Here is a 22,342-nt window from a genome sequence, read left to right on the forward strand (position 1 = left end):
ACGAACGTCAGGTCCGCCGCTTGGCCCGCAAGGTTGGATCGGCCTGCGTCGGATCCTCGGGCCAGGGGTGTTTGGGATATTGCGCGCGCATGTCCTTGCGCACATCGGCGTAAGATCCAGCCCAAAATCCCGGCAGATCGCGCGTGATCTGGATTGGTCGCCGCGCAGGGGACAGCAGAGTGATCTTGAGTGCCTCGCCCCCGATAACCGGATGCCGGGTGACACCGAACAGTTCCTGCAGGCGGACCGAAATCTCGGGCACCGATCCGCCATAATCAATCGGCACATTGCGGCCCAGTGGTGTTTCAAATGATCCCGGCGCGCGGCGGTCCAGCTCCTGCGTTTGGGACCAGTCCAGCCGGGCGCGCAGAGCGGGCAGCAGGTCGAACTTTTTCCAGTCGTCTGCACTGCGCTGACCTGACAGCATGGGTAGCAGCCAGTCGTCCAGAGCGGCCATCAGCCCGCCCAATGAAAAGTCCGGCAGGTCGATCCCTTCGGCGCGTACCAGTTCCACCCGTGCCGCCAATCGTGCCGCGGCCCCGTCCAGCCGCAATCCCAGATCACGCACTCCGTCCAGCATGGCGCGGGCGATGGCCTCGTCCGGCGCGTCCTTCCAGATACGGTCATCCAGAGTGATCGCGCCAAGGCGTTCCTGCGTGCGCGCAATGACTCGGCGTTCGCGTTTCGACCACGCGCAGCTGTCTACCCATTCGATCTGATCCGCGAACAGGTCCCGGATTTCACGCTCTGAGATTTGTGCGGCCATGCGCACCTTGGCCTCGCGCGGGTTTCCGTCCGTATCTGTCACCACAAGATAGGGCGCGGCCGCCAATGTGTCACCGTTGTCCAGCACGACGCCCTTGCCGCCGGACAGAACGTAACGCGGCACATCGCCTTTGCGGCGTTGCCCAATGCGATCGGGATAGGCCAATGCGGCCATCGCGGCTGGGCTCAGGTCTGTCTTGCTGCTTCGAGTCTTCAGCCGCTTGCTCTCGGCTTTGATCCGTTCCAACGCGCCCATGTTGATCTGCCACACCCGGTTGCGTTGAAAGGCGCGGGTATCGCGCAATGCCTCGAGTCGCAGCAGCAGATCTACCGGGGCACCTTTCAGTGGATCGCGTTCTGCCATCAGCGCAGCCAACGAAGCGGCACTCGCCCCGGCAGTCACCAGCATATGCCCCAGCCGAGGATGCAGGGGCAGCGCAGCCAAGGCCCGTCCGTGGTCGGTGATCCGCCCTTTGGCATCCAAGGCACCCAGCATGTTCAACAATGTGCGGGCCTCGGCCATCGTTCCTTCGGGTGGCGGCGTCAGGAAGGCGAGGTCATCTGGTTCGGCCCCCCAAAGCGCCAGTTCCAGCGCAAGGCCCGTTAGGTCGGCGGCTTCGATTTCGGCAGGGGGGTAGGCGGCCAGCGCACCTTCTTCACCTTTGGACCAAAGCCGGTAACACACGCCCTCGGCCACGCGCCCAGCACGACCTGCGCGTTGGGTTGCTTCGGCCCGCGTCACCCGTTCCGTGATCAGCCGCGACATGCCAGAGCCCGGGTCGAACTGCCCCCGGCGCGCTTGACCCATATCCACAACCACGCGGATGTCGGGAATGGTCAGCGAGGTCTCGGCGATTGACGTCGAGAGCACGACCTTGCGCCCTGTCTCGGCTGGCGAGATCGCTGCGCGCTGGGCGGCAAAGGGCATTGCGCCGAACAGAGGTTTAATTGCGCAATCGCCAGGTAACCGTTTGGATAGCGCGGCCTCGGCCCTGCGGATTTCGCCCTCGCCGGGCAGGAACACGAGCATGCCGCCCTCGGTTTCACGCTCGGCCTTGGCGACCAGATCTATTAGTGCATCCAGGCGTCGTGCCTGCGCACCCAATGGCCGGTCCAGCCAACGTGTTTCAACCGGGTAACTGCGCCCTTCGGATGTCACCACCGGCGCGTCCATCAGTTGGCCGACGGGTTCGGCGTCCAGGGTTGCGGACATCGCCAGCAGGATCAGGTCGTCGCGTAGTGCGCCCGTAACCTCAAGGCACAGGGCAAGCCCGAGGTCAGCGTTCAAAGATCGTTCGTGGAACTCGTCAAAAATCACCGCGCCGACGCCGGGCAGATCCGGTTCAGATTGCAGCATTCGGGTCAGAATGCCTTCGGTCACCACTTCGATGCGGGTTGTTTTTGAGGTTTTCGCATCGCCCCGCACGCGGTAACCGACGGTTTCGCCTGCACGTTGTCCCAGTGTTTCAGCCATCCGCTCTGCGGCGGCACGCGCGGCAAGCCTACGGGGTTCGAGCATTATGATCTTGCCGTCGCGCAACCCGGCCTCGAGCATCGCAAGAGGCGCCCGCGTTGTCTTGCCTGCGCCCGGAGGGGCTTGCAAAACGGCCCGGCCATTGGCCTTCAGGGCGTCAAGCAATTCGGGGATGGCGTCATCGATGGGCAGGCGTGTTGTCATTGGCGCTTTATCCGCCAACCACGGCGCAACGTCCAGTTCCGCTGTTTCTCAATGACGATAGTGGTGCCACTGCGGCATAGAGCCAACGGCGGTCCGGTCAAAGAGGATCAACAGCAACACATACGTGCGAAATGCAGGTATCTGGCAGGTTTCCTTTGCGGTCCGGTCTGGACAAATCACCCGTCGGGGCGGCAAGTAGTCGTGCCGCAAAAGATCGGGGTCGGAATGGATATGGACAGCCTAGGTGATAAGATTTTGAACGGAGACCGGCGTGCGCTGGCCCGGGCAATCACTCTGGTCGAAAGTGGCCGTGCCGATCATCGGGCGCAGGCGTCTGAGTTGCTGGCGCATTTGGCCAAAGCCGGGCGGCAATCCCTGCGCGTTGGGTTGTCCGGTACTCCGGGGGTGGGCAAATCCACCTTTATCGAAAGCTTTGGCATGATGCTGATCGAGCAGGGCCTCCGCGTTGCGGTCCTGGCCGTCGACCCCAGCTCGACCCGTTCAGGTGGATCTATTCTGGGTGACAAAACCCGGATGGAGCGGTTGAGTCGCGAGAAGAACGCCTTTATCCGCCCATCCCCCAGCCAATCCCATTTGGGCGGCGTGGCTCGCCGTACACGTGAGGCGATTGCCCTGTGCGAGGCGGCGGGATTCGACGTGGTGCTGATTGAAACTGTAGGGGTCGGGCAGTCCGAGACCGTCGTCTCTGAAATGTCCGATCTGTTTCTGCTGCTGCTCGCTCCTGCGGGTGGGGATGAGTTGCAGGGGGTCAAACGCGGCATCATGGAAATGGCCGATATGATCCTTGTGAACAAGGCGGATGGAGATTTGAAAGCCACGGCCACCCGCACCTGTGCCGATTACGCGGGGGCTTTGCGCCTGCTGCGAAAGCGCCCGCAGGACCCAGAAGGTTTTCCCAAAGCGATGACCGTTTCCGCGGTCGAGGAACATGGACTTGACCAAGCCTGGGACGAAATGACCACCCTGTCAGGCTGGCGGCGTGAAAGCGGCCATTGGGATGGCAACCGCGCGGCGCAAGCGCGGTTCTGGTTCGATCAGGAGGTGCGTTACGCGCTGCTATCGCGGTTGGATACGCCGACCGCCCGCGCAGAAATGGATCGCCTTGGGGCCGCCGTTGGCGCAGGCAATCTCAGCCCGACGGCAGCTGCGGATCGAATGCTCAGTATCTTGGCAACACACTAGACGCCTGTTGGTGTCAGTGGTGGAGGGTGCGCCAAAATCATGTATTATGGGCAAGGATGCAATTTCTGATTGTGCAATTTCGAGGGCAAGGCGACAGTCTCGATGGTGCGCAAGTCAACAAATGAACGTGTCGGAGAAAGCCGTACATGCCCAATATCCGTGGGACAAATGGTGACGACGATATCGAAGTCACCGGCGACGAAGGTACGCTGAACGGTACGCCTCAGGGCACACCCATTGATGATATTCGCGCCCGTGGCGGGGACGATGAGATCACGATTATAAGCAGTACTATTTCCGGAGGCGTACGCGGCAACGCCGGAAACGATGAAATCACAGTGTTCAACGCCCAGGTCGATGGGCAGATCAATGCGGGCCGCGATGCGGATACCGTCTCGGTTTTCGACGTTGGCGTCGGCAATATCCGTTTGGGGCAGGGTAATGACACCCTGAACTTTATCCGAACCCAAGTCGCCGGGGATGTACGGGGCGGCGGCGGGCAGGACGCGCTGAACCTTCCGGTTGGCACCACTGTAACAGACGACAATTTCGGTACGTTCACCGTTGTTGTCGGACAATCCTATTCGCTGTCCAGCGGCAGTTTCGAATTGCCCTCGGGGATCGTGGTCAACTATAGCGAGTTTGAATCCGGCACAGGTTTTTTGTGCTTTACTCGCGATACAGTAATTCAGGCACAACGTGGTCCGGTCCTTATTCAGGATCTTCGGCAGGGGGATATGATCCCAACGCAGGGCAACGGGATGCAACCGATCCGCTGGATCGGGCGTCGTAAATTTGACTTTGTGGCATTGGCGGGCGATCCGAAACGTCGCCCCGTCCGCATATTTGCAGGCGCGCTGGGCAATGGGTTGCCCAAACGAGACCTGCTGGTGTCACGGCAGCACAGAATGCTGGTGCAGTCAAAAATCGCTGAACGGATGTTTGGCGAACCCGAAGTTCTGATTCCAGCGATAAAACTGACCACACTATCAGGCATATTCGTCGATGATACAGTGGAAAGTGTCGAATATTACCACCTGCTTTTTGACCGGCACGAGGTTATCTTTGCCGAAAATGCCCCAAGCGAAAGCCTGTTTACCGGGCCTGAGGCTCTCAAGGCCCTTAGCCTTGAAGCTCGGCGTGAGATATTCGATATCTTTCCGGAATTGGCAGATATGAACCACAACCCCAACCCGGCCCGGTACATCCCCAAAGGCCCCCAACAGGCGCGCCTCGTGGCGCGGCATCTGAAGAATGAAAAACCACTGCTGTAGGATGCGACGCCTAGAGGACGCCCCTCGGATGTTAAAATCCCCAAAAAGCAGCCATGTTGAACCCGCCCTGAATACGTGACTGAATGAGATTACCCGATCAGGCAGGCAACTCCGGTCCAAAAAAGGCAGTTGAATAATGCAGCAATATCGGATTTTGATGGAAATCGACTGCGTGCCACGCTTTTCAATCCAGGTCAGCCTCGCTTGTATGTCACCTTTCGCCACCGGGTTTCTGAACCGGGGCGGTTTTCGGAACCCCGGCCGGCTGCTACTTTCATACAGGCGGGATATGCGCATTGCATCGTGCAGCACGACTGAAAAGCCCCCATTTCTGGGCGCGTCTGGCGGCCGCAGCGGCAAAAACAGGTCGTCCTGAATTGGAAAATCACGCCCTGAAACGGCTGAGAGAACTAAATGAAAACTTGGTGCTGTGAATCCTTGGCATATGGCTTGACCCCGTCTGTGATTCCCACTAAATGCATCCAACCAGTTTTCGGGCGCGACTTCGGGTTGTGCCCCTTGTGATTTGGCCGAGGGTGTAGTGCCTGGCCTCCAGAAACAAAGGAAGAAACCATGTCGCGCCGTTGCGAACTGACCGGAAAAGGCCCGATGACTGGCAACAATGTCAGTCATGCCAAAAACAGAACTCGTCGTCGTTTTCTGCCAAACCTGAACGATGTTACGTTGCAGTCGGAAACGCTGGGACGTGGCGTCAAGCTGCGCATCTCGGCGGCTGCCCTGCGTTCGGTGGACCACCGCGGTGGTCTGGACGCGTTCCTGGCGAAAGCCAAGGACGATGAGCTGTCCAACAACGCATTGAAAGTGAAAAAGGAAATCGCCAAGGCGCAAGCTTCGGCCTAAGACCTTTTTCCTACAAGAATTCTGGCCCTGTACCTTTTGGTGCAGGGCTTTTTTGTTTTGCGCAGAGCGCTGTTCTCAAAATGGAGATAAATTTCCGCACTGGGTGAATTTGTTCACATACCGTTTGCTCTACCCGTATTATGTTTAGGCATATTCATCTGGCGGAGTTCAACCTCATGTCGTTCAAATCATTACCTTCTTTCTCCCTCCTGGCCGGCTTTTTCGGCAAAACGTTTGGGGCATGTCTGCGGATGCAGCGTCGGGTGAATCGGCTGCATACAAGCCTGACAAAAGGGTCCGTCAAGCGTCCAGAACTGGACCGCTGACATTGTCCTCTCGGCCCTGGGCTTCAGGCGAGTCTGATTGCGCTTGAAGCCCGTTTTGTCTCTGGCCTATATCGGGGACAGGATGAAACCCGTTCTGAACAAAGTTCTGCCGTTTGTGCTGTCGCTGCTGGTCGTTTTGACCGGGCAGGGCATTGCTGCATCGCGAGGTGTGGACCGGGCGGTCGGACATATGGTGTTGTGCACCGGCTCGGGACCAGTTGTGGTCTATATGGATGCCGAAGGGCAGCCAACAAAGGCCCCGCATTTCTGTCCGGATTATGCGTTGAACCTGTTGGGCGCGGTGAGCATTGCGGAACCGTCCCTACCAGTGGCCCCGGAAGTCGATCGACGCATGCCATCGCGAGTGGCGGAGAATCTTATCGCTCTGCCTATACCGTCTCAGCCTGCTCGGGCGCCTCCTGCGAGTGTTTGATTCATAGAAATTCTTATCAAACACCAAACTACAGGAGAGGCGCTATGTCACTCACATCCAGACTGCTGACCACCCTTGCCGCCGCAACCCTTGCTACGGCTGCTTTTGCGCAGGACACGATCACCGTCGATGACGCATATGCCCGTTCATCTGGCAAAACAGCCAAAGCTGGCGCAGCCTTCATGATGATCCAGAACACCGGCGCGACCGATGATCGTTTGATCGGTGTGGAATCGGACGCTGCGGCCCGGGTCGAGCTGCATACACATATTGTCGACGAAAATGGCGTTGCCAAAATGACCCATGTCGAAGAAGGCATTTCCATCCCGGCTGGTGAAACGCACTTGCTGAAGCGCAGCGGCGACCACGTGATGTTCATGGGCCTGACAGCCCCGTTTGAGCAGGATGCAATGGTTCCCGTTACGCTGATCTTTGAGGCAGCAGGCGAAGTCGAGATCGAAATTCCGGTGGATTTGGAGCGTAAGGACACCGGCGGTCACGGTTCGCATTCGAACTAGCGCTGCGCCTGAATTCGGGCCGCGCTGCGACCGTCATCTATGCGTCAGGCCGGGATTTTCCCGGCCTGTTGTCGTTGTTGAAAAGGTTCAGCGGTTGACCACCCGCATCGCCACGCGGTCATGGGCACGTTTGAAGCGCATGGCCAGCCAGAGCATCACTGCAGCAACAGCCAGCGCCGAGAAGGCAATCGCCCAGCCAAGTGCCACCATGCCGCTGCCCGGCCAGAACAACAGAACGAGGCCGATCAACAGCGCGACAATGCCGGAGTTGCGCATGGTGGATGCATCAGGATGAGCATCGGGCAATTGCCGCCAGGCCATCAGCGAGCCTATCCCGACAATCAAAGCCCAGGCTCCCAGCAGGAAGAACGCGAGGCGCGCGACGCCTTCCGGCCAGATCAGCAGGATCAGTCCGATCAAAAGCGCCCCAATACCGAATCCGCCGATCAGGCCACGCCGGCCAAACCCCAGCAGCGTCAGGCCTCCATCGAGGACCAACAGCAAGCCCACCAGACGGATCAGCAACGAGATACTGCCAGTCGGCCAGAATAGCGCTGCGATCCCGAGCGCACCGGCCAGGATTCCGCGCAGCAAGAATGTCCACCACAGGTCTGTTAGCTGATCACCAAGGGCGCCACGCGTATCGAGTCTGTCATCGTCAAGGATTTCACCTTGTTGGTTTTGTGGGTCTGTCATGGGGACCTCTCGGGTTGTTAGGGCACTAGTATAGCAAGGAAATTCGCCGCTTGTCTGCGGATTTCGCCCTATTGCGATTTCAGGATCTGATCGACCCAGCGCGGAATGGTTTCTGTTGCGGGGCCTAGTATGACTTCGTCGAAACTGGATGCGCCGGTCGACGGCTCGAGGTTCAGTTCGACAGTTCTTGCCCCGGACATCATAGCCTCGTGCACGAAAGCCGCGGCGGGATAGACCTGACCCGAAGTGCCAATGGCGGCGAATATGCTTGCGCCTGCCAGATGATCGTAGATGGCGTCCATGTGATAAGGCATCTCACCAAACCACACCACATCCGGGCGTGCGGTGGGGGCTGCGCAGGCAGGGCAGGGCTCGCCCACGGCCATCTCGGGCGGTGCCGTCCAGCGGTGGCCGCAGGCCGCGCAAAGCGCCCCGGCCAGCGTTCCGTGCATGTGGATCACGCCTTGCGCGCCACCGGCCTCGTGCAGGCTGTCGACGTTTTGTGTGACGATCACAACCTCGCCGGGCCAGTCCCGCTGTAGTCGGGCAAGTGCATCGTGGGCCGCGTTAGGTTGCGCCTCGGCGGCCTGTACGCGGCGGGCATTATAAAACCCGTGCACCAGCGCGGGATCACGCGCGAACCCCTCGGGCGTGGCAACGTCTTCGATCCGGTGTTGAACCCACAAACCGCCCTCGTCACGGAACGTGCCCAACCCGCTTTCGGCGGAAATCCCGGCCCCTGTCAGAATGACGATCTTTTCCATCTTGGCCCTTCGCGTTACACCGTGGTTCATGACCCACCGTATCCTGTTCGTCTGTTTGGGCAATATCTGCCGTTCACCCGCCGCCGAAGGTGTCTTTCGCACCCGCGCGCCGCATCATACTACCGATAGTGCCGGGACGTCGCGCTGGCACATCGGTGAACCACCTTATGGGCCGATGCAAAAGGCAGCTCAGTCGCGCGGCATTAAACTGGATGATTTACGGGCGCGGCAATTCACGGCTGCGGATTTCGATGGGTTCGATCTGATCATCGGGATGGATGCCGACAACATCGCGAATATCGAGGCACTGCGACCAGTCGGGAACGAAACCCCAGTGCGTCTGCTGACGGATTTTGCTTCACATATCGGCACAGACCACGTCCCGGACCCATACTATACCCGTGACTTCGATGGAGCATTGGATCTAATCGAGGCAGCGGTCGAAGGTCTCGACGCGCACCTGCGCAGCTAGCTCATCAGCTTTAGGCGAGTGTTCAGCCATGGCAATTGCGCAAGGGCCGGGTCAACAATCTGGCTGCCCATTAGGCGGCGCATCATGCCTGCGACCTCTTGCGGAACCTGACCTGACCAGTCGGCGCGGGTGAACAGGGAAATCGTCCGCGAAACGTCCCCGATCGGGGCAGGGTGCGCCTCAAGGCCGTCATGGAATCTCGCCGCCCGCATATAGCCCAGCGGCGTCGTAATCGCCCAGCCGAGGCCGCGCGCGACCATCGCCATCAGCGCCAGATGTGAACCGATTTCGAATCGTTCTTCAAATTCCAACTGCTGGCGCGCCAGATGGGCCTCAATCTGGCGGCTGATTAACTGCTCGCGGGCATAGCGTAGGAAGGGCAGATCCTGCATGGCGTTTTCGGCCCCTTTGGGCGTCACCAGAATGAAGGGATCGCGAACCAATGGGTATTCGACCACGCCTTCCAGCACCTCACCGCTATGGGCTGACACCACAAGCTGCAGGCGCTGCGCCTCAAGTTCTTCGAACAGGTCAAGACTGGGCAGTGTGATCAGTTTGAACTTTGACCGCGTCAGACTTTCGGCCAAAAGAGTGGCCAGTCGCGGGGTCAGGTCATTGTCGAAATCGTCAATCAGGCCGATGGACAGGGTTGCAAGGTGACCCAAGTCCATCACGGTCAGCTCGCTTTGGGCCATCTGCAGTTCGGCCAGAACCGCCTGCGCGCGTGCCAGAAAGCTGCGCCCTGCCTGGGTCAGGCGCATCGGGCGCCGTGCGTGATCCACCAAATCGGTGCCCACTGCCTTTTCCAGATTGCGCAACTGCTGGGACACTGACGGCTGGCTGAGCCCCGTGATCTCGGCGGCCTGTGCCACCGATCCGGTCCGCGCCAATGCCTCGAACACTTCGAGACCGCGCAGGGTCAGCCCTTTCATAACCATCAGATATCCCTTTCGCTGCGCCTTTCTGGGGCGCAGTTCGGGTCAGGTCAAGGATTGATCAGCCTAGTTGCAGATCGCCTGCGCCATCTGACCAAAGTTCCGATACCGATCCCACAGCGCATCGTCGCGCTGGGTCTTCGACATCTTGAGCTCTTGCGCCTGATGCGGGTCGCGGAACCACTTGGCAACGGTCTTCTGATCGCTGCGGGTCAACGCCTGATTGGCCACCCGCTGAATGCAACTGCACCGATCCCGCGTCGCCGCCGACCGGTCAGACGCCAGACACGCCCGTTTGATCTGCGCCGCGTCTGCGACCGGAGCTACCGCCACCATCGACGTGGCACAGAATGCGATTAAGAGGAACTTTTTCATGCTCATGCCTCGTATTTGCCTGCCCGGACGGGTCTGATGCCCCTCTCGGTCTGCGGCGGAGTATGAATCAAACTGGAATTGTGATCAATGGCCAAGATGTTTCGCAGCAACAGCGCCGCCTCGGTTCGGGTCAAAGCCGGTCGGGCAGTTTCCATTGGACCTGCCGCGCACCCTGCGAGGTCACGAAAGAACAATCTGTCGGGGTCATCACATTGGGTCGTTGGCGTTGACAAAAGGCTCTCGGATGCGGCGCCATTGGCGCGTATAATGCTGTGGTTGTCCAGCAGTAGGTGGTGATAGCGGGCGGTTTTCTCGTTGGATAGGGTTGCAACGCCTGCATCTACGAAACTGATCGCTGGCACAAACACCTCGGGTGCTGCGAACAACAGTTCCGCTACTGGATGCGCGATTACCAACCTGTGCTGTTGCGAAACCTTTAGTGGCGAGAAGTTAAGTATTATTCCGGCCGGAACCTCGACCAACCTGAAACGTCCTGAAGCTATGACATCCTGCGATCCGACCCATTTCACCGATTGATAGCCATTGTCCTGCGTCCAAACCTTGTCGCCCGGACGCAATGTTTCGACACGGGCATAGCCATTTTGGGTTTCTATCAATGTGCCACTGCCATAACAGATCGGCGTGACGTAGTCCGCAACCGCAAAGCTTGGACCTTCCTGGGTGTCAACAACCGTCAGTGTAACGCCTGCTGGGGGAAACTCCCCCGGGCCACCGATGAAGGCGATCCCCTCCACCGTCGCATAGGATGGGGACGAGTTGTTTACGTTGAACGCAATGGCCTGCCACGTGTTTGTACCATCCGTCAGCGTAATGCCGTATTCAGCCTCAACCCGAGTACCGTCGTTGAAGTTGACGCCGTCGATAGTTTGATCACCGTCAAGGAGCTGATTGGTGTCATTGTCGGCAAAATTCGTGTCACTACCACCATAGCTAATGAAGACCTCGGTAGCGGTTCGCGTGTCAATCGTGATGGTCTGTCCGATAAGGTGGATACCTGTACCCTGGTCCAAACCATCCAACCCCTGCGAAACAGAGATGGAAAGCTGGCTTTCACCCAGCACGAATATCGAATAATTGGCCAAAGACTACTCTGCTTTCTTGTTGGTGCGCCGGCCATTCAGCGCCACGATCCTACCCACTGGCTGATTTTGGGTAAATGCGTCAGAGCAGAAAGACACCATAGCAGCCTTTTCTGCAACGCTTCACGGCTTGACGAGGCCCCAATCTCCGGACATATCCCAACCCATGACAGACCTCGCTCATATCCGCAATTTCTCCATCGTCGCGCATATCGACCATGGCAAATCCACCCTTGCTGACCGGCTCATCCAAGAGACCGGGACAGTCAAGGATCGTGACATGAAGGAACAGCTGCTCGACAGCATGGATATCGAGCGCGAGCGCGGCATCACCATCAAGGCCAACACGGTCCGCATCGACTATACCGCTGACAACGGCGAGCAGTACGTGCTGAACCTGATCGACACCCCGGGCCACGTGGACTTTGCCTATGAGGTCTCGCGGTCGATGCGCGCGGTCGAAGGATCGCTGCTGGTTGTGGACTCGACGCAGGGTGTCGAGGCGCAGACGCTGGCGAATGTGTATCAGGCCATTGACGCAGATCATGAGATCGTGCCGGTGCTCAACAAGATCGACCTGCCGGCGTCTGACTGTGACCGGGTCGCCGAACAGATCGAGGATGTGATCGGCATCGACGCGTCCGAGGCGATTCAGGTTTCGGCCAAAACCGGGCAGGGCATCCACGAGACACTGGAGTCCATCGTCACCCATCTGCCTGCGCCTAAAGGCACGCTCGACGCGCCGCTCAAGGCGATGCTGGTCGACAGTTGGTACGACGCCTATCTCGGCGTCATCGTGCTGGTCCGCATCATGGACGGCACGCTGAAAAAGGGAATGCGGGTCAAGTTCATGTCGAACAACACCCTGCACCATGTCGACCGCGTCGGCGTTTTCCGGCCTGAGATGGAGATGGTCGACAGCCTCGGCCCCGGTGAGATTGGCTTTCTCACCGCATCGATCAAACAGGTCCGCGATACCCGCGTCGGTGACACCATCACCAATGACCGCAACGGCACCGAAGAGGCTCTGACAGGCTTCAAACCCGCGCAGCCGGTGGTGTTTTGTGGCCTGTTCCCCGTCGACAGTTCCGAATTCGAAGACCTGCGCGATGCGATCGACAAGCTGGCACTGAACGACGCCAGCTTCAGCTTTGAAATGGAAACCTCGGCCGCACTTGGCTTTGGCTTCCGCTGCGGCTTCCTTGGCCTTTTGCACCTTGAGGTCATCCGCGACCGCATCGAACGCGAATATGATATCGAACTGATCACCACCGCGCCCTCTGTGATCTATCACGTCTACATGAAAGACGGCGAGATGATCGAGCTGCACAACCCCGCCGACATGCCCGATCCGTCCAAGGTCGATCATATCGAGGAACCGCGCATCAAGGCGACCATCTTGGTGCCGGACGAATTCCTCGGCGACGTTCTGAAACTCTGCCAGGACCGCCGCGGCATCCAGATGGACCTGACCTATGCGGGCACCCGCGCCATGGTCGTCTATGACCTGCCGCTGAACGAGGTCGTCTTTGACTTCTACGACCGCCTGAAATCGGTGACCAAGGGCTATGCCTCGTTCGACTACCAGATGACCGGCTATACCGAGGATAATCTGGTCAAGATGTCGGTGCTGGTGAATGACGAACCGGTCGATGCGCTGTCGACCATGGTTCACCGTGACCGGGCCGAGATGCGGGGCCGGGCGATGTGCGAAAAGCTCAAGGACCTGATCCCGCGCCACATGTTTAAAATCCCGATCCAGGCGGCCATCGGCGGCAAGGTCATCGCGCGCGAGACCCTGTCCGCCTTACGCAAGGACGTGACCGCCAAATGCTACGGAGGCGACGCCACGCGGAAACGCAAACTGCTGGACAAACAGAAGGCGGGTAAAAAGAAGATGCGTCAGTTCGGGAAGGTGGATATCCCGCAGGAGGCGTTTATTTCAGCGTTGAAGATGGATAGTTGAGGTGGTCCAACTCGAAAGTGAATAACCTGCCCAAGATTGGATCTTGGTTATCTAAGCTAGTTAGTTCGCTTTGATAACGTTTAGCCTTCTGACTTCGGTGCTGCCAGTTTTTGTCAATTGCCAGAAATTTGCAGTTTTCCCCCCAACGGTTTTTGAGCGGAAGACTTTTATTAGGCCAAGCGCTTCGTATTGAATGCGAAGCAAGTTGAGAGTTTCTCGAGTCAGCGAGAATTTATACTCTACCGAATTCCATTTCCTTTGTCCCTTGGAAACAAAAAGAGCTACCATGTTGGAAAAAGCGTCTTGATTGAGAGATTCAATCATGTTTGGGCCTACGTCTCGAAAAACATCTTCCAACCTGACGTGGAATTCTTTCACCCCATCTCGCACCGTGCTGCTGTTGTTATCTCTTTTCCAAGCTTCTACGAAGCATGTAACTTCGGCATCCAGACCTGCGATATCTTTTAACTGCCCGTCCATGGCCTTAAAGAGTTTCAGTTCTTCGCGCGCGCTTGTTAATTCCTCTTGAAGCTCGACCAACTTCTCCAAAGTTTTTTCGGTGTCCACCGAAGGAGATCTGATCCAGCCTTGCCTTGGTGAGGTAGAGAATGCTCGATTCAACGCCAACACGACAGATGCGGGCAAAGTTTGATCGCTATCCCACATTTTGACCATCCTTGCGGCCGTTACGTCATTTCTAAACCTGTAGAATTCTTCGGCTTTCTTCGGGTCTCTGATATCGGAGACCTCTTTTGGAAGTGTATCGGGGCTAGAGTGGACGAAGGCGAGCACAGGGACACCTATCTCCATTGCATAACGGTATTCCTTCTCTGTGTAGCTCATACCGTCTGGAGCTATTGATCCATATCGAGCGCCAATTACTAGAACGTAATAGTCTGTTTGATCTATGAGCTTTTTGATGAATTCAAACTGCTCTTCGTCAGCAGCGGGAAAAGCCTCCATTCCCACCGGTATGCAATCCAACTCATACAATGCGCGTGTAATCGAGTCCCGTACTGTTTGCAGGTCCGAATAGGTGGAAGACAAAAATACTTGGTATTTCTTCTTTGACAAAGTGTTCTCCTCAAAGTTGCTAAAGAACTACCTTTACTTTTCGCTGCTTAGCAACCTCAAGCTTAGCTTCATGTTAGATTTTTGGTTGATTAACCTATGCGCCCGGCGCCACCGCCGGGCCGCGCCGACCCGCCCCGTCAAACCAAAGGTTTGCCTCTGGCAAAACGGGCGGCGCGTTTGCGCCACCCCTCGGGTCGGTCGCGGCCCTTAGGACTTAGAAATCTGTGACTAGCCGCTGACAGATCACGTCATTAAGTTGTTGCTATGGCAATGAACTATAGAACTATCTTGGAGCGCTGGCCCGTCGCGACGATTGGCCTGACGTTTCTTTCCTACTTTGTTTTGCAAAGCATTGCGGACCACACTTTCCGCGCCTTTGATCAGCAGGAATTTAACCCCGGTTGGGTACTGTTTCTCATTGTTGGTGCCTGGGGATTCTACAGCATGTTTCACATAGCATTTTATCTAATTCGAACGTTTAGATAGTATCGTATCAGTGGTTTATCGGTCGTCCACCTAACACCTGTGACCCACCTCACAGCCCAAACCCCACCCACTTGCTACACTTGACCCTACGGAACCCTCGGCAGGAGGCGCAGATGTCCACATCCATGATCCCCATCATCGCCCTCGGGTCGGCGGGTCTCTATTCCGTGGCCATGATTGCGATGAAGTTCTGGTGGAAACTCCCCGGCGTGGGTCTTGGCCTGCTGATCGTCGCGACCTTGCTGGCCGGGGCCACGCTGGAGCTTGCGGCGCTGCGCGAGGAACGGCTGGGCATCATCTATACCGGCATTCTGGGGGCCGAGGTTGTTCTGATCGCCATCGCTTCGTTCTTTCTGTTCGGCGAGAACTTCTCGTATCGCGAGGCGGCTGGCATTGGTCTGGTCATCCTCGGCACTGCGCTGGCCTGGGCATAAGGCAAACATTACCGGTTTGTGAAGTTTCCCTTAGGTAAGTTGCAACCCGCGCACTCCCTTCCAATCTGTTCAACAGGCCAGCAACGGCCCTGAACTTTGGAGGAGAGCCCATGACCAGATATATGACTGCCGGAGCAGCCGCTCTGGCGACGAGCCTCAGCCTTGCCACGGCCTCGATGGCCGAGACCACACCTGATCTGCGCGATGCCTGGAGCGGCACCTATACCAAGGTTTCGCCGTCTCGGGTGGCAACCGGCGATGCGCCGCGCTTTCATCAGGGAGAGTGGGTGCTGGACATCCAGCAGCAGCAGGACAATCTGTTCTGGGGGCCCAGCATGTGGCGACCGGATGCTGGCACAGATTGGCGTGTGTTTGACGCCACCGGAACCATCAGTCTGGATGGGTCGGGCACCATCGGCATCGTCGAAAGCTCGGCCGATCCGCAGGTGGGTGTGAATGCGCTGGTGGATGCGCGCTATCAGAACGGCAAGATTTACGCGGATTTCCGTAGCCTGCGTCGCGGGACAACGTACAGCGTTGTACTCGAACGTCAGGTGAACTGAAGCGTCTCCGGCCCGATCGGCTTTAGGGGGTACAGGGAGCACCGTGGTGCCGCGCGTAATTGGTAAACTCGGTCGGGTCGGCGGCATCTCGGCTGCAAGCGACAGGGCCCTGAACACACGGTGCCGGATTGCGGCGTTCCCTGGCACCTGTGGTTTAGGCTCTCGCGAACCTTCAGCGCGGCTTTGCTTGTGGTCTGAGGGCCGTCCGGCCCCGGATTCTCTGGTTATCTCTGGCTGGGCAATCACAAGATACGCCTGATTCGATGCTCTGAGGCTGTGAATATCCACAATTGGCAGCAAAATGGCTTTTGCAGGTGCAGAAAACGGGAAAATCGGGTCATTTCGTCGAATTCAGCGTTTTCCATTGCCAAGACCGCACGGCGTTTCAATTTCCGGAGTTATCCACAATTTTCTCCCAGCGGATATCAACACTTTATCCCCGGCTAATTTTCATGCTGCAGTGCTATTTCCTTGTCGGAACATGGCCCGGATGTAACAGTTCGAATACCGCAACGGTTCTTAGGAACCAGGGTGGGACGCAAAGGCCAAAGGGGGGTCGAGGCAATAAAGGCAAGTCTTAGGATTGGCTTTTATATGCAAAGGCTTACCGGTGGATGGTCAGCTGAATTGGGTGTCAGACCCGGGTCGGATGATCAGACTCTCAGAAGGTCGATGCGTGCTGTAAAGCATCTTACGGTGCCGAGCAGCGGCCGTGGCCTGTAACAGGGTCGGGGCAACTGGATCGGGGCGTCCCTCGGGCGCATCGACCCGGCAAGGCGTCAGGAGTATCCGTGAGGGTACATGCATGGACCGCGTCTGCGCACCTGACGCCTTTTCCTTTTCTCAGGTCTATCTAGGCTACCACTATGTCCCCCCCCCCCCGAAGACGGGAACGGGGTTCTTGTGGATGCACAAGAACCCCGAAGTGTCAGATATGCAATGCCGCGTCTATGCACCTGTGCCAAGGATTGTACCTTGGTTGGCTGCAATCTTCAACCATATCTTGTATGCGGAAGTTGCGTCTTCACAACATCCTGAATTACGTCAGATATTTTGCTGAACGTCAGTCGCGGCTTCTTGTATGGCATCGCCTGCTTTTTCGATATCTTTGCCTGCACCCTTGGTCGTCTCGCACGCTGCAAGGGTAAACACTGCCAGCCCTACTAGAATTGCTCGGATCATCAGTACCTCCATTTGATTTTCTATACATGGCGTAGCAGCTTTTATTTGCTGGAACTAGTATTTTACCGTGCTTGCAACGGGCGTAGAAACACGAAGCTGCCGAGCCAATTGACCGCATGGATTGTGAAGGTGGGGTGTGGCCGCACCGACGCCGGATCATTCCGATCGAAAAGATTGGACTTACGCGTCGGGTGCGGTGGAAAGATGAACGAAATCAGTCCTTATCGACCGCGCAGAACAGCTCGTACACCACTTCAAGCATACGGCGCGGTCTGTCATCAGCAAGACGGTAATAAATTGCTTTTCCTTCGCGTCGCGGAATCACAAGACCTTCCAGACGAAGGCGGGACAGCTGCTGCGAAACAGCAGCCTGTCGTGCGGACAGTAGATCCTCAAGCTCGGTCACGGATTTTTCGCCAGAGACCAAATGGCACAAGATCATCAATCGGCCTTCGTGACTGATCGCCTTGAGGAAATTCGATGCGCGGGTCGCATTTCCCGCCATCCGGTCGAAATCGTCAGACGTCATATTCTGTGAAATCTGAGGCAATGCCATTGGTGTTATCCTATTGGGCCCTGGTGTGGGAGCACTTTTGTGATTGGTTCGCTAAAGCGGTTCGCATTGCTACACGTTCTGTGCATGAATTTCCATATGCATGGATCAAAATGACGTGATGTGAAAAGGGGAACTTATGAACAAGTGCGTCAAACCGGGCATTGACCTTTGCCGCCTCGGTGTGTTCGACCTCAGACTATCCACCTATTTTGGACGGCTGGAGTGTGTTCTGTTGAGCCCCCCTTGCAGCCCCCCCGTGGCGACACTAAGACTCGGGTAACGTTTCTTCGGGTAATGTCCCGATCCACAGCAAAACAGGCAGGTTCTCATGTTCGATCCCGTTGACACCTATATGAATACGCTCGTTCCCATGGTCGTCGAGCAGACCAGCCGGGGTGAACGCGCGTATGATATTTTCTCGCGCCTTCTGAAAGAGCGGATCATTTTCATCAACGGTCCGATCCACGACGGGATGAGCCACCTGATCGTCGCGCAATTGCTGCACCTCGAGGCCGAAAATCCGAACAAAGAAATCTCGATCTACATCAATTCACCTGGCGGCGTGGTTACCAGCGGTTTGTCGATTTACGATACAATGCAGTATATCAAGCCCAAATGTTCGACATTGGTGATCGGTCAGGCAGCCTCGATGGGGTCGGTTTTGCTGGCCGGTGGCGAGAACGGAATGCGTTTCTCACTGCCCAACAGCCGGATCATGGTGCACCAGCCCAGCGGCGGCTATCAGGGCCAGGCCAGCGACATCATGATTCACGCGGCCGAGACGCAAAAGCTGAAGGATCGCCTTTATGACATATACGTGCGTCATACAGGTCAGACCAAAAAGGCGGTTGAAAAAGCGCTGGACCGTGACAATTTCATGAGCCCGGAAGAGGCGAAAGACTGGGGTCACATCGACGAAATCGTCGAAAATCGCGCCAAAATGGACGGTGACGAGGCCTAATAATATCTCCCCACGTCCGAGGCGTGGGGACCATTTTTGAGATTGTAGCCGCCCCGGTGGTGGCCTAAGCTGCACCAATATGTGGCATGCGCGGTCCGACACGGACCGCAGGGACGAAGCCCGAAAGGTAGAACATGGCGACGAATTCAGGCGGTGACGGCAAAAACACGCTCTACTGCAGCTTCTGCGGCAAGAGCCAGCATGAGGTGCGCAAGCTGATTGCCGGCCCGACCGTTTTCATCTGCGATGAATGCGTCGAGCTGTGTATGGACATCATCCGAGAAGAGACGAAGGCTAGTGGCCTGAAGTCCAGCGATGGCGTTCCGACACCCAAAGACATTTGTGAAGTGCTGGACGATTACGTTATCGGTCAGGCCACCGCTAAGCGGGTTCTGTCGGTTGCTGTTCACAACCACTACAAGCGTCTGAACCATGCCCAAAAGGCCGGCAGCGATATTGAGCTGGCCAAGTCTAACATTCTGCTGATCGGTCCGACCGGCTGCGGTAAGACGCTGCTGGCGCAGACGCTAGCGCGCATTCTGGATGTGCCGTTCACAATGGCGGACGCAACCACACTGACCGAAGCCGGGTATGTGGGTGAGGATGTTGAAAACATCATTCTCAAGCTGCTGCAGTCCAGCGAATACAATGTTGAACGCGCGCAGCGCGGCATCGTCTATATCGACGAAGTCGATAAAATCACGCGCAAATCTGAAAACCCGTCCATCACGCGCGATGTATCGGGTGAGGGTGTTCAGCAGGCGCTGCTTAAGCTGATGGAAGGCACCGTGGCCAGTGTGCCGCCGCAGGGCGGACGCAAGCATCCGCAGCAGGAATTCCTGCAAGTGGACACCACGAACATTCTGTTCATCTGCGGTGGTGCTTTTGCAGGTCTGGATAAGATCATCGCGCAACGCGGCAAAGGCTCGGCCATGGGCTTTGGCGCGGACGTGCGAGACAATGATGAACGCGGCGTAGGTGAGATTTTCAAGGATCTCGAGCCCGAGGATCTGCTGCGGTTCGGCCTGATTCCGGAATTCGTTGGACGTCTGCCGGTTCTGGCTACGCTGGAAGATCTGGACGAAGATGCACTGGTGACCATCCTGACCAAGCCCAAGAACGCTCTGGTCAAGCAGTACCAGCGCCTGTTCGAACTGGAAGATGCCGAGCTGGCCTTTACCGATGATGCGCTCAAGTCGATCGCCAAGAAGGCCATTGAACGCAAGACCGGCGCACGCGGGTTGCGCTCGATCCTCGAAGATATCCTTCTGGACACCATGTTCGAACTTCCGGGCATGAAAAACGTGACCGAGGTTGTGGTGAACGAAGAGGCGGTGTCATCTGAAAAGCAGCCCCTGATCATCTACGCGGATGCCGCGGAATCAGCTTCGGCAGGGTAAGGCACAAAAAGAATTACGAAGACGGCGCGGCATTCACCGCGCCGTTTTCTATTGGAGGGAAGCATGAAAATCAGACGCATTTCATCTGGCGGAGAATTCGAGGCCAAAGTTGGCTATTGTCGCGCTGTGGTTGCAAATGGCTTCGTCTTCGTGGCCGGAACCTGTGCCCAAGGTGATGACGTGCCCGATGATATCGTGGCACAGTGCAAATCGTCCCTGGAGGCTATTGGAAAAGCGCTGGCCGAGGCAGGAGCCGGTTTTGCAGACGTGGTTCGGGTAAACTATTATTTGCCGGATATGAATGAGTTCGAACTTTGCTGGCCGTTGTTGGTTGACGCATTTGGTGACAACCCACCTGCAGCGACAGTTGTCGAATGCAATCTCATAACGCCAAAAGACCGTATCGAGATTGAAGTGACCGCGGTTCTGCCGAAATAGGGTCTGCGATCTTTGTGACACTGGACCTTAGTGAGGCTTTGGTCCATATCTGCGGGTACAGAAATGCCGGAGGCAGCTGATGGGAATCCTAAACAGTCTTTTGCGGGCCGTAACCTGGTGGAACGGATCCACATTGAACACGCAGATTTACACATCGCGTAAGGGTATCAAGGTCGGTGAAGACGACGAAGGCAACGTGTTTTACCAAAATGCTGACGACAGTAGACGTTGGGTGATTTTCAATGGTGAGGCTGAGGCGAGCCGGGTTGATCCGGATTGGCATGGCTGGCTGCACCGCACCTGGGATGAGCCGCCGACGGACAAACCGCTGAAACACAAATCCTGGGAAAAACCGCATCAGGAAAACCTGACAGGCTCTGCTTTGGCTTATGCACCAGCAGGTTCTTTGCGCCGCCCGGACCCGGTCGAGCGTAAGGACTACGAAGCCTGGAGCCCGGAATAACACGAGGCGAGCAATGTCGAGTTATAATGCAACCGAAGTTCTGGTCGGTGGGGCCGTTTTGGCCTGTGCCATCGCCTTTGGCGTATATGCCAGTCAGTCCACCGGTCTGTCGCAAAGCAGTGGCGGCTATGAACTGGGCGCCTCTTTCCGTTCCTTGGAAGGGGTAGGCGTCGGCACCGACGTACGCCTTGCTGGTGTCAAGATCGGCACTGTAACCGGTGTAGACCTGAATCCCGAAACCTATCGCGCCGATACTACCTTCTCGATCTCTGACGGAATTCTGGTGCCGGACGACAGCGCGATTGTCATCTCATCAGAAGGGCTGCTGGGCGGCAACTTTGTGGAGGTTATGCCGGGTGGTTCGCCGTTCTATTTTGAAGCGGGCGATCAGGTCGAAGATACGCAAGGTGCCGTCAGTCTGATTTCCCTGCTGGTCAAGTTTGTCGCCGGGGACGGAAGCAAATGAAGCGGTTTGCCCTGATTGCAGCGTTGCTGGCCGCAACGGGGGCCACGGCCCAGCAAAAAGCCCAATCCGGTCCTGGCGCAATGCTGCGTGGTCTGGACAAGGTCAGCGGTCAGACCGTCGATGTTGAAATGCGGAATGGTCAGACACTGCCGGTTTTTGGGTTGGATGTGGCCTTGGGCGATTGTCGCTATCCAGCGGACAACCCAACCGGTGATGCGTTTGCCTATCTGACGATCTGGGAAAAAGGCAGGACAGATCAACTGTTTGACGGTTGGATGATTGCCACGTCGCCGGCATTGAACGCGCTGGACCATGCGCGTTATGACGTCTGGGTGATGCGCTGTATCACTGCATCGGGCGACTGAGGCACTGCTGCTACGAAATCCGCACTGGCATTGATCGCCTCTTCAAGCGTGTTCCGATATTGCGTGCGCGGAATCTCGATCGCTCCCAGAGACGCCAGATGAGCGGTCAGAAACTGGGTGTCAAACAAGCGAAATCCGGTCTGGCGCAAGCGATCCACGAGATAGGCCAGAGCTATTTTCGAGGCATCCTTTCGACGGGAAAACATGCTTTCGCCGAAAAACGCTGCACCCAGCGTAACGCCATAAACGCCGCCGACCAGTGCGTCCTCATCCCAGACCTCCAGCGAATGGGCCCGGCCCGCGAGGTGGAGTTGCTGATAAAGGTGGCGCAATTCTGCATTGATCCAGGTGTCTGCCCGATCAGCGCAGCCATCGACCACTCCGGCAAAATCGCGGTTGATGCTGATGGAAAAGCCGGACTTTCGAATGCGGCGTGCGAGGCTGCGCGAGATATGAAAGCCATCTAACGGAAAAACGCCACGAAACTTGGGATCGACCCAAAACAGTTCCGGGTCATCGCGGTGTTCGGCCATCGGGAAAATTCCAATGGAATAGCCGTGTAGCAAAAGTTCAGGGGTCAGGCTCATG

General features: G+C 57.1%; 25 protein-coding genes. 15 read left to right on the plus strand and 10 right to left on the minus strand.

Going from position 1 to position 22,342, the window contains the following annotated elements; translation table 11 throughout:
• Positions 1-7: 7 nt before the first annotated feature.
• Positions 8-2,443 (minus strand): ATP-dependent helicase HrpB, encoded by a 2,436-nt coding sequence (gene hrpB / locus RUA4292_RS07250; protein WP_058276990.1) that lies wholly within the window; start codon positions 2,441-2,443, stop codon positions 8-10.
• A gap of 225 nt (positions 2,444-2,668) precedes the next feature.
• Between hrpB and meaB the strand changes: the two genes are divergently transcribed.
• The 5 genes from meaB (at position 2,669) to RUA4292_RS07285 (ending at position 7,058) form a co-directional block, all read left to right on the plus strand.
• Positions 2,669-3,646: a methylmalonyl Co-A mutase-associated GTPase MeaB gene (gene meaB / locus RUA4292_RS07255; protein WP_058277114.1), complete on the plus strand. Its 978-nt coding sequence runs from the start codon at positions 2,669-2,671 to the stop codon at positions 3,644-3,646.
• 146 nt (positions 3,647-3,792) lie between these two features.
• Positions 3,793-4,920 carry a Hint domain-containing protein gene (locus RUA4292_RS07260; protein WP_058276991.1) on the plus strand — a complete coding sequence of 376 codons (1,128 nt, stop codon included), beginning with the start codon at positions 3,793-3,795 and terminating at the stop codon, positions 4,918-4,920.
• Between the two features lie 573 nt (positions 4,921-5,493).
• Positions 5,494-5,781: a 50S ribosomal protein L28 gene (rpmB, locus tag RUA4292_RS07270; protein ID WP_058272217.1), complete on the plus strand. Its 288-nt coding sequence runs from the start codon at positions 5,494-5,496 to the stop codon at positions 5,779-5,781.
• Between the two features lie 363 nt (positions 5,782-6,144).
• The gene (locus RUA4292_RS07280; protein WP_233493378.1) at positions 6,145-6,540 is read left to right on the plus strand and encodes a hypothetical protein; all 396 of its coding nucleotides are present in this window, start codon (positions 6,145-6,147) and stop codon (positions 6,538-6,540) included.
• Positions 6,541-6,584: 44 nt separating this feature from the next.
• Positions 6,585-7,058: a copper chaperone PCu(A)C gene (locus RUA4292_RS07285; protein ID WP_058276995.1), complete on the plus strand. Its 474-nt coding sequence runs from the start codon at positions 6,585-6,587 to the stop codon at positions 7,056-7,058.
• Between the two features lie 87 nt (positions 7,059-7,145).
• On the opposite strand, the gene RUA4292_RS07290 is transcribed toward RUA4292_RS07285, so the two are convergent.
• Together RUA4292_RS07290 and RUA4292_RS07295 are read right to left on the minus strand one after the other, a co-directional pair.
• On the minus strand, positions 7,146-7,754 hold the full coding sequence (locus tag RUA4292_RS07290; RefSeq protein WP_058276996.1) for an HdeD family acid-resistance protein: 609 nt from the start codon (positions 7,752-7,754) through the stop codon (positions 7,146-7,148).
• A 68-nt stretch (positions 7,755-7,822) separates the two neighbouring features.
• Entirely contained in the window at positions 7,823-8,518 is a 696-nt protein-coding gene (locus RUA4292_RS07295; protein WP_058277115.1) for an NAD-dependent deacylase, read from the minus strand.
• A gap of 28 nt (positions 8,519-8,546) precedes the next feature.
• Between RUA4292_RS07295 and RUA4292_RS07300 the strand changes: the two genes are divergently transcribed.
• Positions 8,547-8,990, plus strand: coding sequence for a low molecular weight protein-tyrosine-phosphatase (locus RUA4292_RS07300; protein WP_058276997.1), 444 nt, complete (start codon positions 8,547-8,549; stop codon positions 8,988-8,990).
• On the opposite strand, the gene RUA4292_RS07305 is transcribed toward RUA4292_RS07300, so the two are convergent.
• The 3 genes from RUA4292_RS07305 to RUA4292_RS07315 form a co-directional block, all read right to left on the minus strand.
• The gene (locus RUA4292_RS07305; protein ID WP_058276998.1) at positions 8,987-9,928 is read right to left on the minus strand and encodes a LysR family transcriptional regulator; all 942 of its coding nucleotides are present in this window, start codon (positions 9,926-9,928) and stop codon (positions 8,987-8,989) included. The genes RUA4292_RS07300 and RUA4292_RS07305 overlap by 4 nt on opposite strands.
• A gap of 63 nt (positions 9,929-9,991) precedes the next feature.
• Entirely contained in the window at positions 9,992-10,300 is a 309-nt protein-coding gene (locus tag RUA4292_RS07310) for a hypothetical protein (RefSeq protein WP_058276999.1), read from the minus strand.
• Between the two features lie 2 nt (positions 10,301-10,302).
• The gene (locus RUA4292_RS07315) at positions 10,303-11,403 is read right to left on the minus strand and encodes a Hint domain-containing protein (RefSeq protein ID WP_082637031.1); all 1,101 of its coding nucleotides are present in this window, start codon (positions 11,401-11,403) and stop codon (positions 10,303-10,305) included.
• 163 nt (positions 11,404-11,566) lie between these two features.
• Here RUA4292_RS07315 and lepA point away from each other — a divergent pair, with 163 nt between their 5' ends.
• Complete coding sequence (lepA, locus tag RUA4292_RS07320) at positions 11,567-13,366, plus strand: translation elongation factor 4 (protein ID WP_058277001.1); 1,800 nt, start codon at positions 11,567-11,569, stop codon at positions 13,364-13,366.
• A 60-nt stretch (positions 13,367-13,426) separates the two neighbouring features.
• Here the strand turns inward: lepA and RUA4292_RS07325 are convergent, their stop codons facing one another.
• Positions 13,427-14,440 (minus strand): DUF4062 domain-containing protein, encoded by a 1,014-nt coding sequence (locus tag RUA4292_RS07325; protein ID WP_082637032.1) that lies wholly within the window; start codon positions 14,438-14,440, stop codon positions 13,427-13,429.
• A 599-nt stretch (positions 14,441-15,039) separates the two neighbouring features.
• Here RUA4292_RS07325 and RUA4292_RS07335 point away from each other — a divergent pair.
• Both RUA4292_RS07335 and RUA4292_RS07340 read left to right on the plus strand, forming a co-directional pair.
• The gene (locus tag RUA4292_RS07335) at positions 15,040-15,360 is read left to right on the plus strand and encodes a hypothetical protein (protein ID WP_058277004.1); all 321 of its coding nucleotides are present in this window, start codon (positions 15,040-15,042) and stop codon (positions 15,358-15,360) included.
• 110 nt (positions 15,361-15,470) lie between these two features.
• A complete protein-coding gene (locus tag RUA4292_RS07340) occupies positions 15,471-15,923 on the plus strand; it encodes a hypothetical protein (RefSeq protein ID WP_233493379.1) in 453 nt (150 codons plus the stop codon).
• A 1,044-nt stretch (positions 15,924-16,967) separates the two neighbouring features.
• On the opposite strand, the gene RUA4292_RS23940 is transcribed toward RUA4292_RS07340, so the two are convergent.
• Both RUA4292_RS23940 and RUA4292_RS07345 read right to left on the minus strand, forming a co-directional pair.
• Positions 16,968-17,105 (minus strand): entericidin A/B family lipoprotein, encoded by a 138-nt coding sequence (locus RUA4292_RS23940; RefSeq protein WP_186437378.1) that lies wholly within the window; start codon positions 17,103-17,105, stop codon positions 16,968-16,970.
• 214 nt (positions 17,106-17,319) lie between these two features.
• Complete coding sequence (locus RUA4292_RS07345) at positions 17,320-17,661, minus strand: ArsR/SmtB family transcription factor (protein ID WP_058277005.1); 342 nt, start codon at positions 17,659-17,661, stop codon at positions 17,320-17,322.
• A gap of 328 nt (positions 17,662-17,989) precedes the next feature.
• On the opposite strand from RUA4292_RS07345, the gene RUA4292_RS07350 reads away from it, so the two are divergent.
• The 6 genes from RUA4292_RS07350 (at position 17,990) to RUA4292_RS07375 (ending at position 21,754) form a co-directional block, all read left to right on the plus strand.
• The gene (locus tag RUA4292_RS07350; RefSeq protein ID WP_058277006.1) at positions 17,990-18,622 is read left to right on the plus strand and encodes an ATP-dependent Clp protease proteolytic subunit; all 633 of its coding nucleotides are present in this window, start codon (positions 17,990-17,992) and stop codon (positions 18,620-18,622) included.
• Positions 18,623-18,756: 134 nt separating this feature from the next.
• Positions 18,757-20,022 (plus strand): ATP-dependent Clp protease ATP-binding subunit ClpX, encoded by a 1,266-nt coding sequence (clpX, locus tag RUA4292_RS07355; RefSeq protein ID WP_058277007.1) that lies wholly within the window; start codon positions 18,757-18,759, stop codon positions 20,020-20,022.
• Between the two features lie 63 nt (positions 20,023-20,085).
• Complete coding sequence (locus RUA4292_RS07360; protein WP_058277008.1) at positions 20,086-20,460, plus strand: RidA family protein; 375 nt, start codon at positions 20,086-20,088, stop codon at positions 20,458-20,460.
• Between the two features lie 79 nt (positions 20,461-20,539).
• The gene (locus RUA4292_RS07365) at positions 20,540-20,923 is read left to right on the plus strand and encodes an NADH:ubiquinone oxidoreductase subunit NDUFA12 (protein WP_058277009.1); all 384 of its coding nucleotides are present in this window, start codon (positions 20,540-20,542) and stop codon (positions 20,921-20,923) included.
• 13 nt (positions 20,924-20,936) lie between these two features.
• On the plus strand, positions 20,937-21,389 hold the full coding sequence (gene mlaD, locus RUA4292_RS07370) for an outer membrane lipid asymmetry maintenance protein MlaD (protein WP_058277010.1): 453 nt from the start codon (positions 20,937-20,939) through the stop codon (positions 21,387-21,389).
• On the plus strand, positions 21,386-21,754 hold the full coding sequence (locus RUA4292_RS07375) for a DUF2155 domain-containing protein (protein ID WP_058277011.1): 369 nt from the start codon (positions 21,386-21,388) through the stop codon (positions 21,752-21,754). The genes mlaD and RUA4292_RS07375 overlap by 4 nt, the downstream gene beginning before the upstream one ends.
• Here RUA4292_RS07375 and aat read toward each other — a convergent pair.
• The gene (gene aat, locus RUA4292_RS07380) at positions 21,709-22,341 is read right to left on the minus strand and encodes a leucyl/phenylalanyl-tRNA--protein transferase (protein ID WP_058277012.1); all 633 of its coding nucleotides are present in this window, start codon (positions 22,339-22,341) and stop codon (positions 21,709-21,711) included. The genes RUA4292_RS07375 and aat overlap by 46 nt on opposite strands.
• Between the last annotated feature and the right edge of the window lies 1 nt (position 22,342).

This window comes from Ruegeria atlantica (assembly GCF_001458195.1).
Taxonomy (GTDB): Bacteria; Pseudomonadota; Alphaproteobacteria; order Rhodobacterales; family Rhodobacteraceae; genus Ruegeria; species Ruegeria atlantica.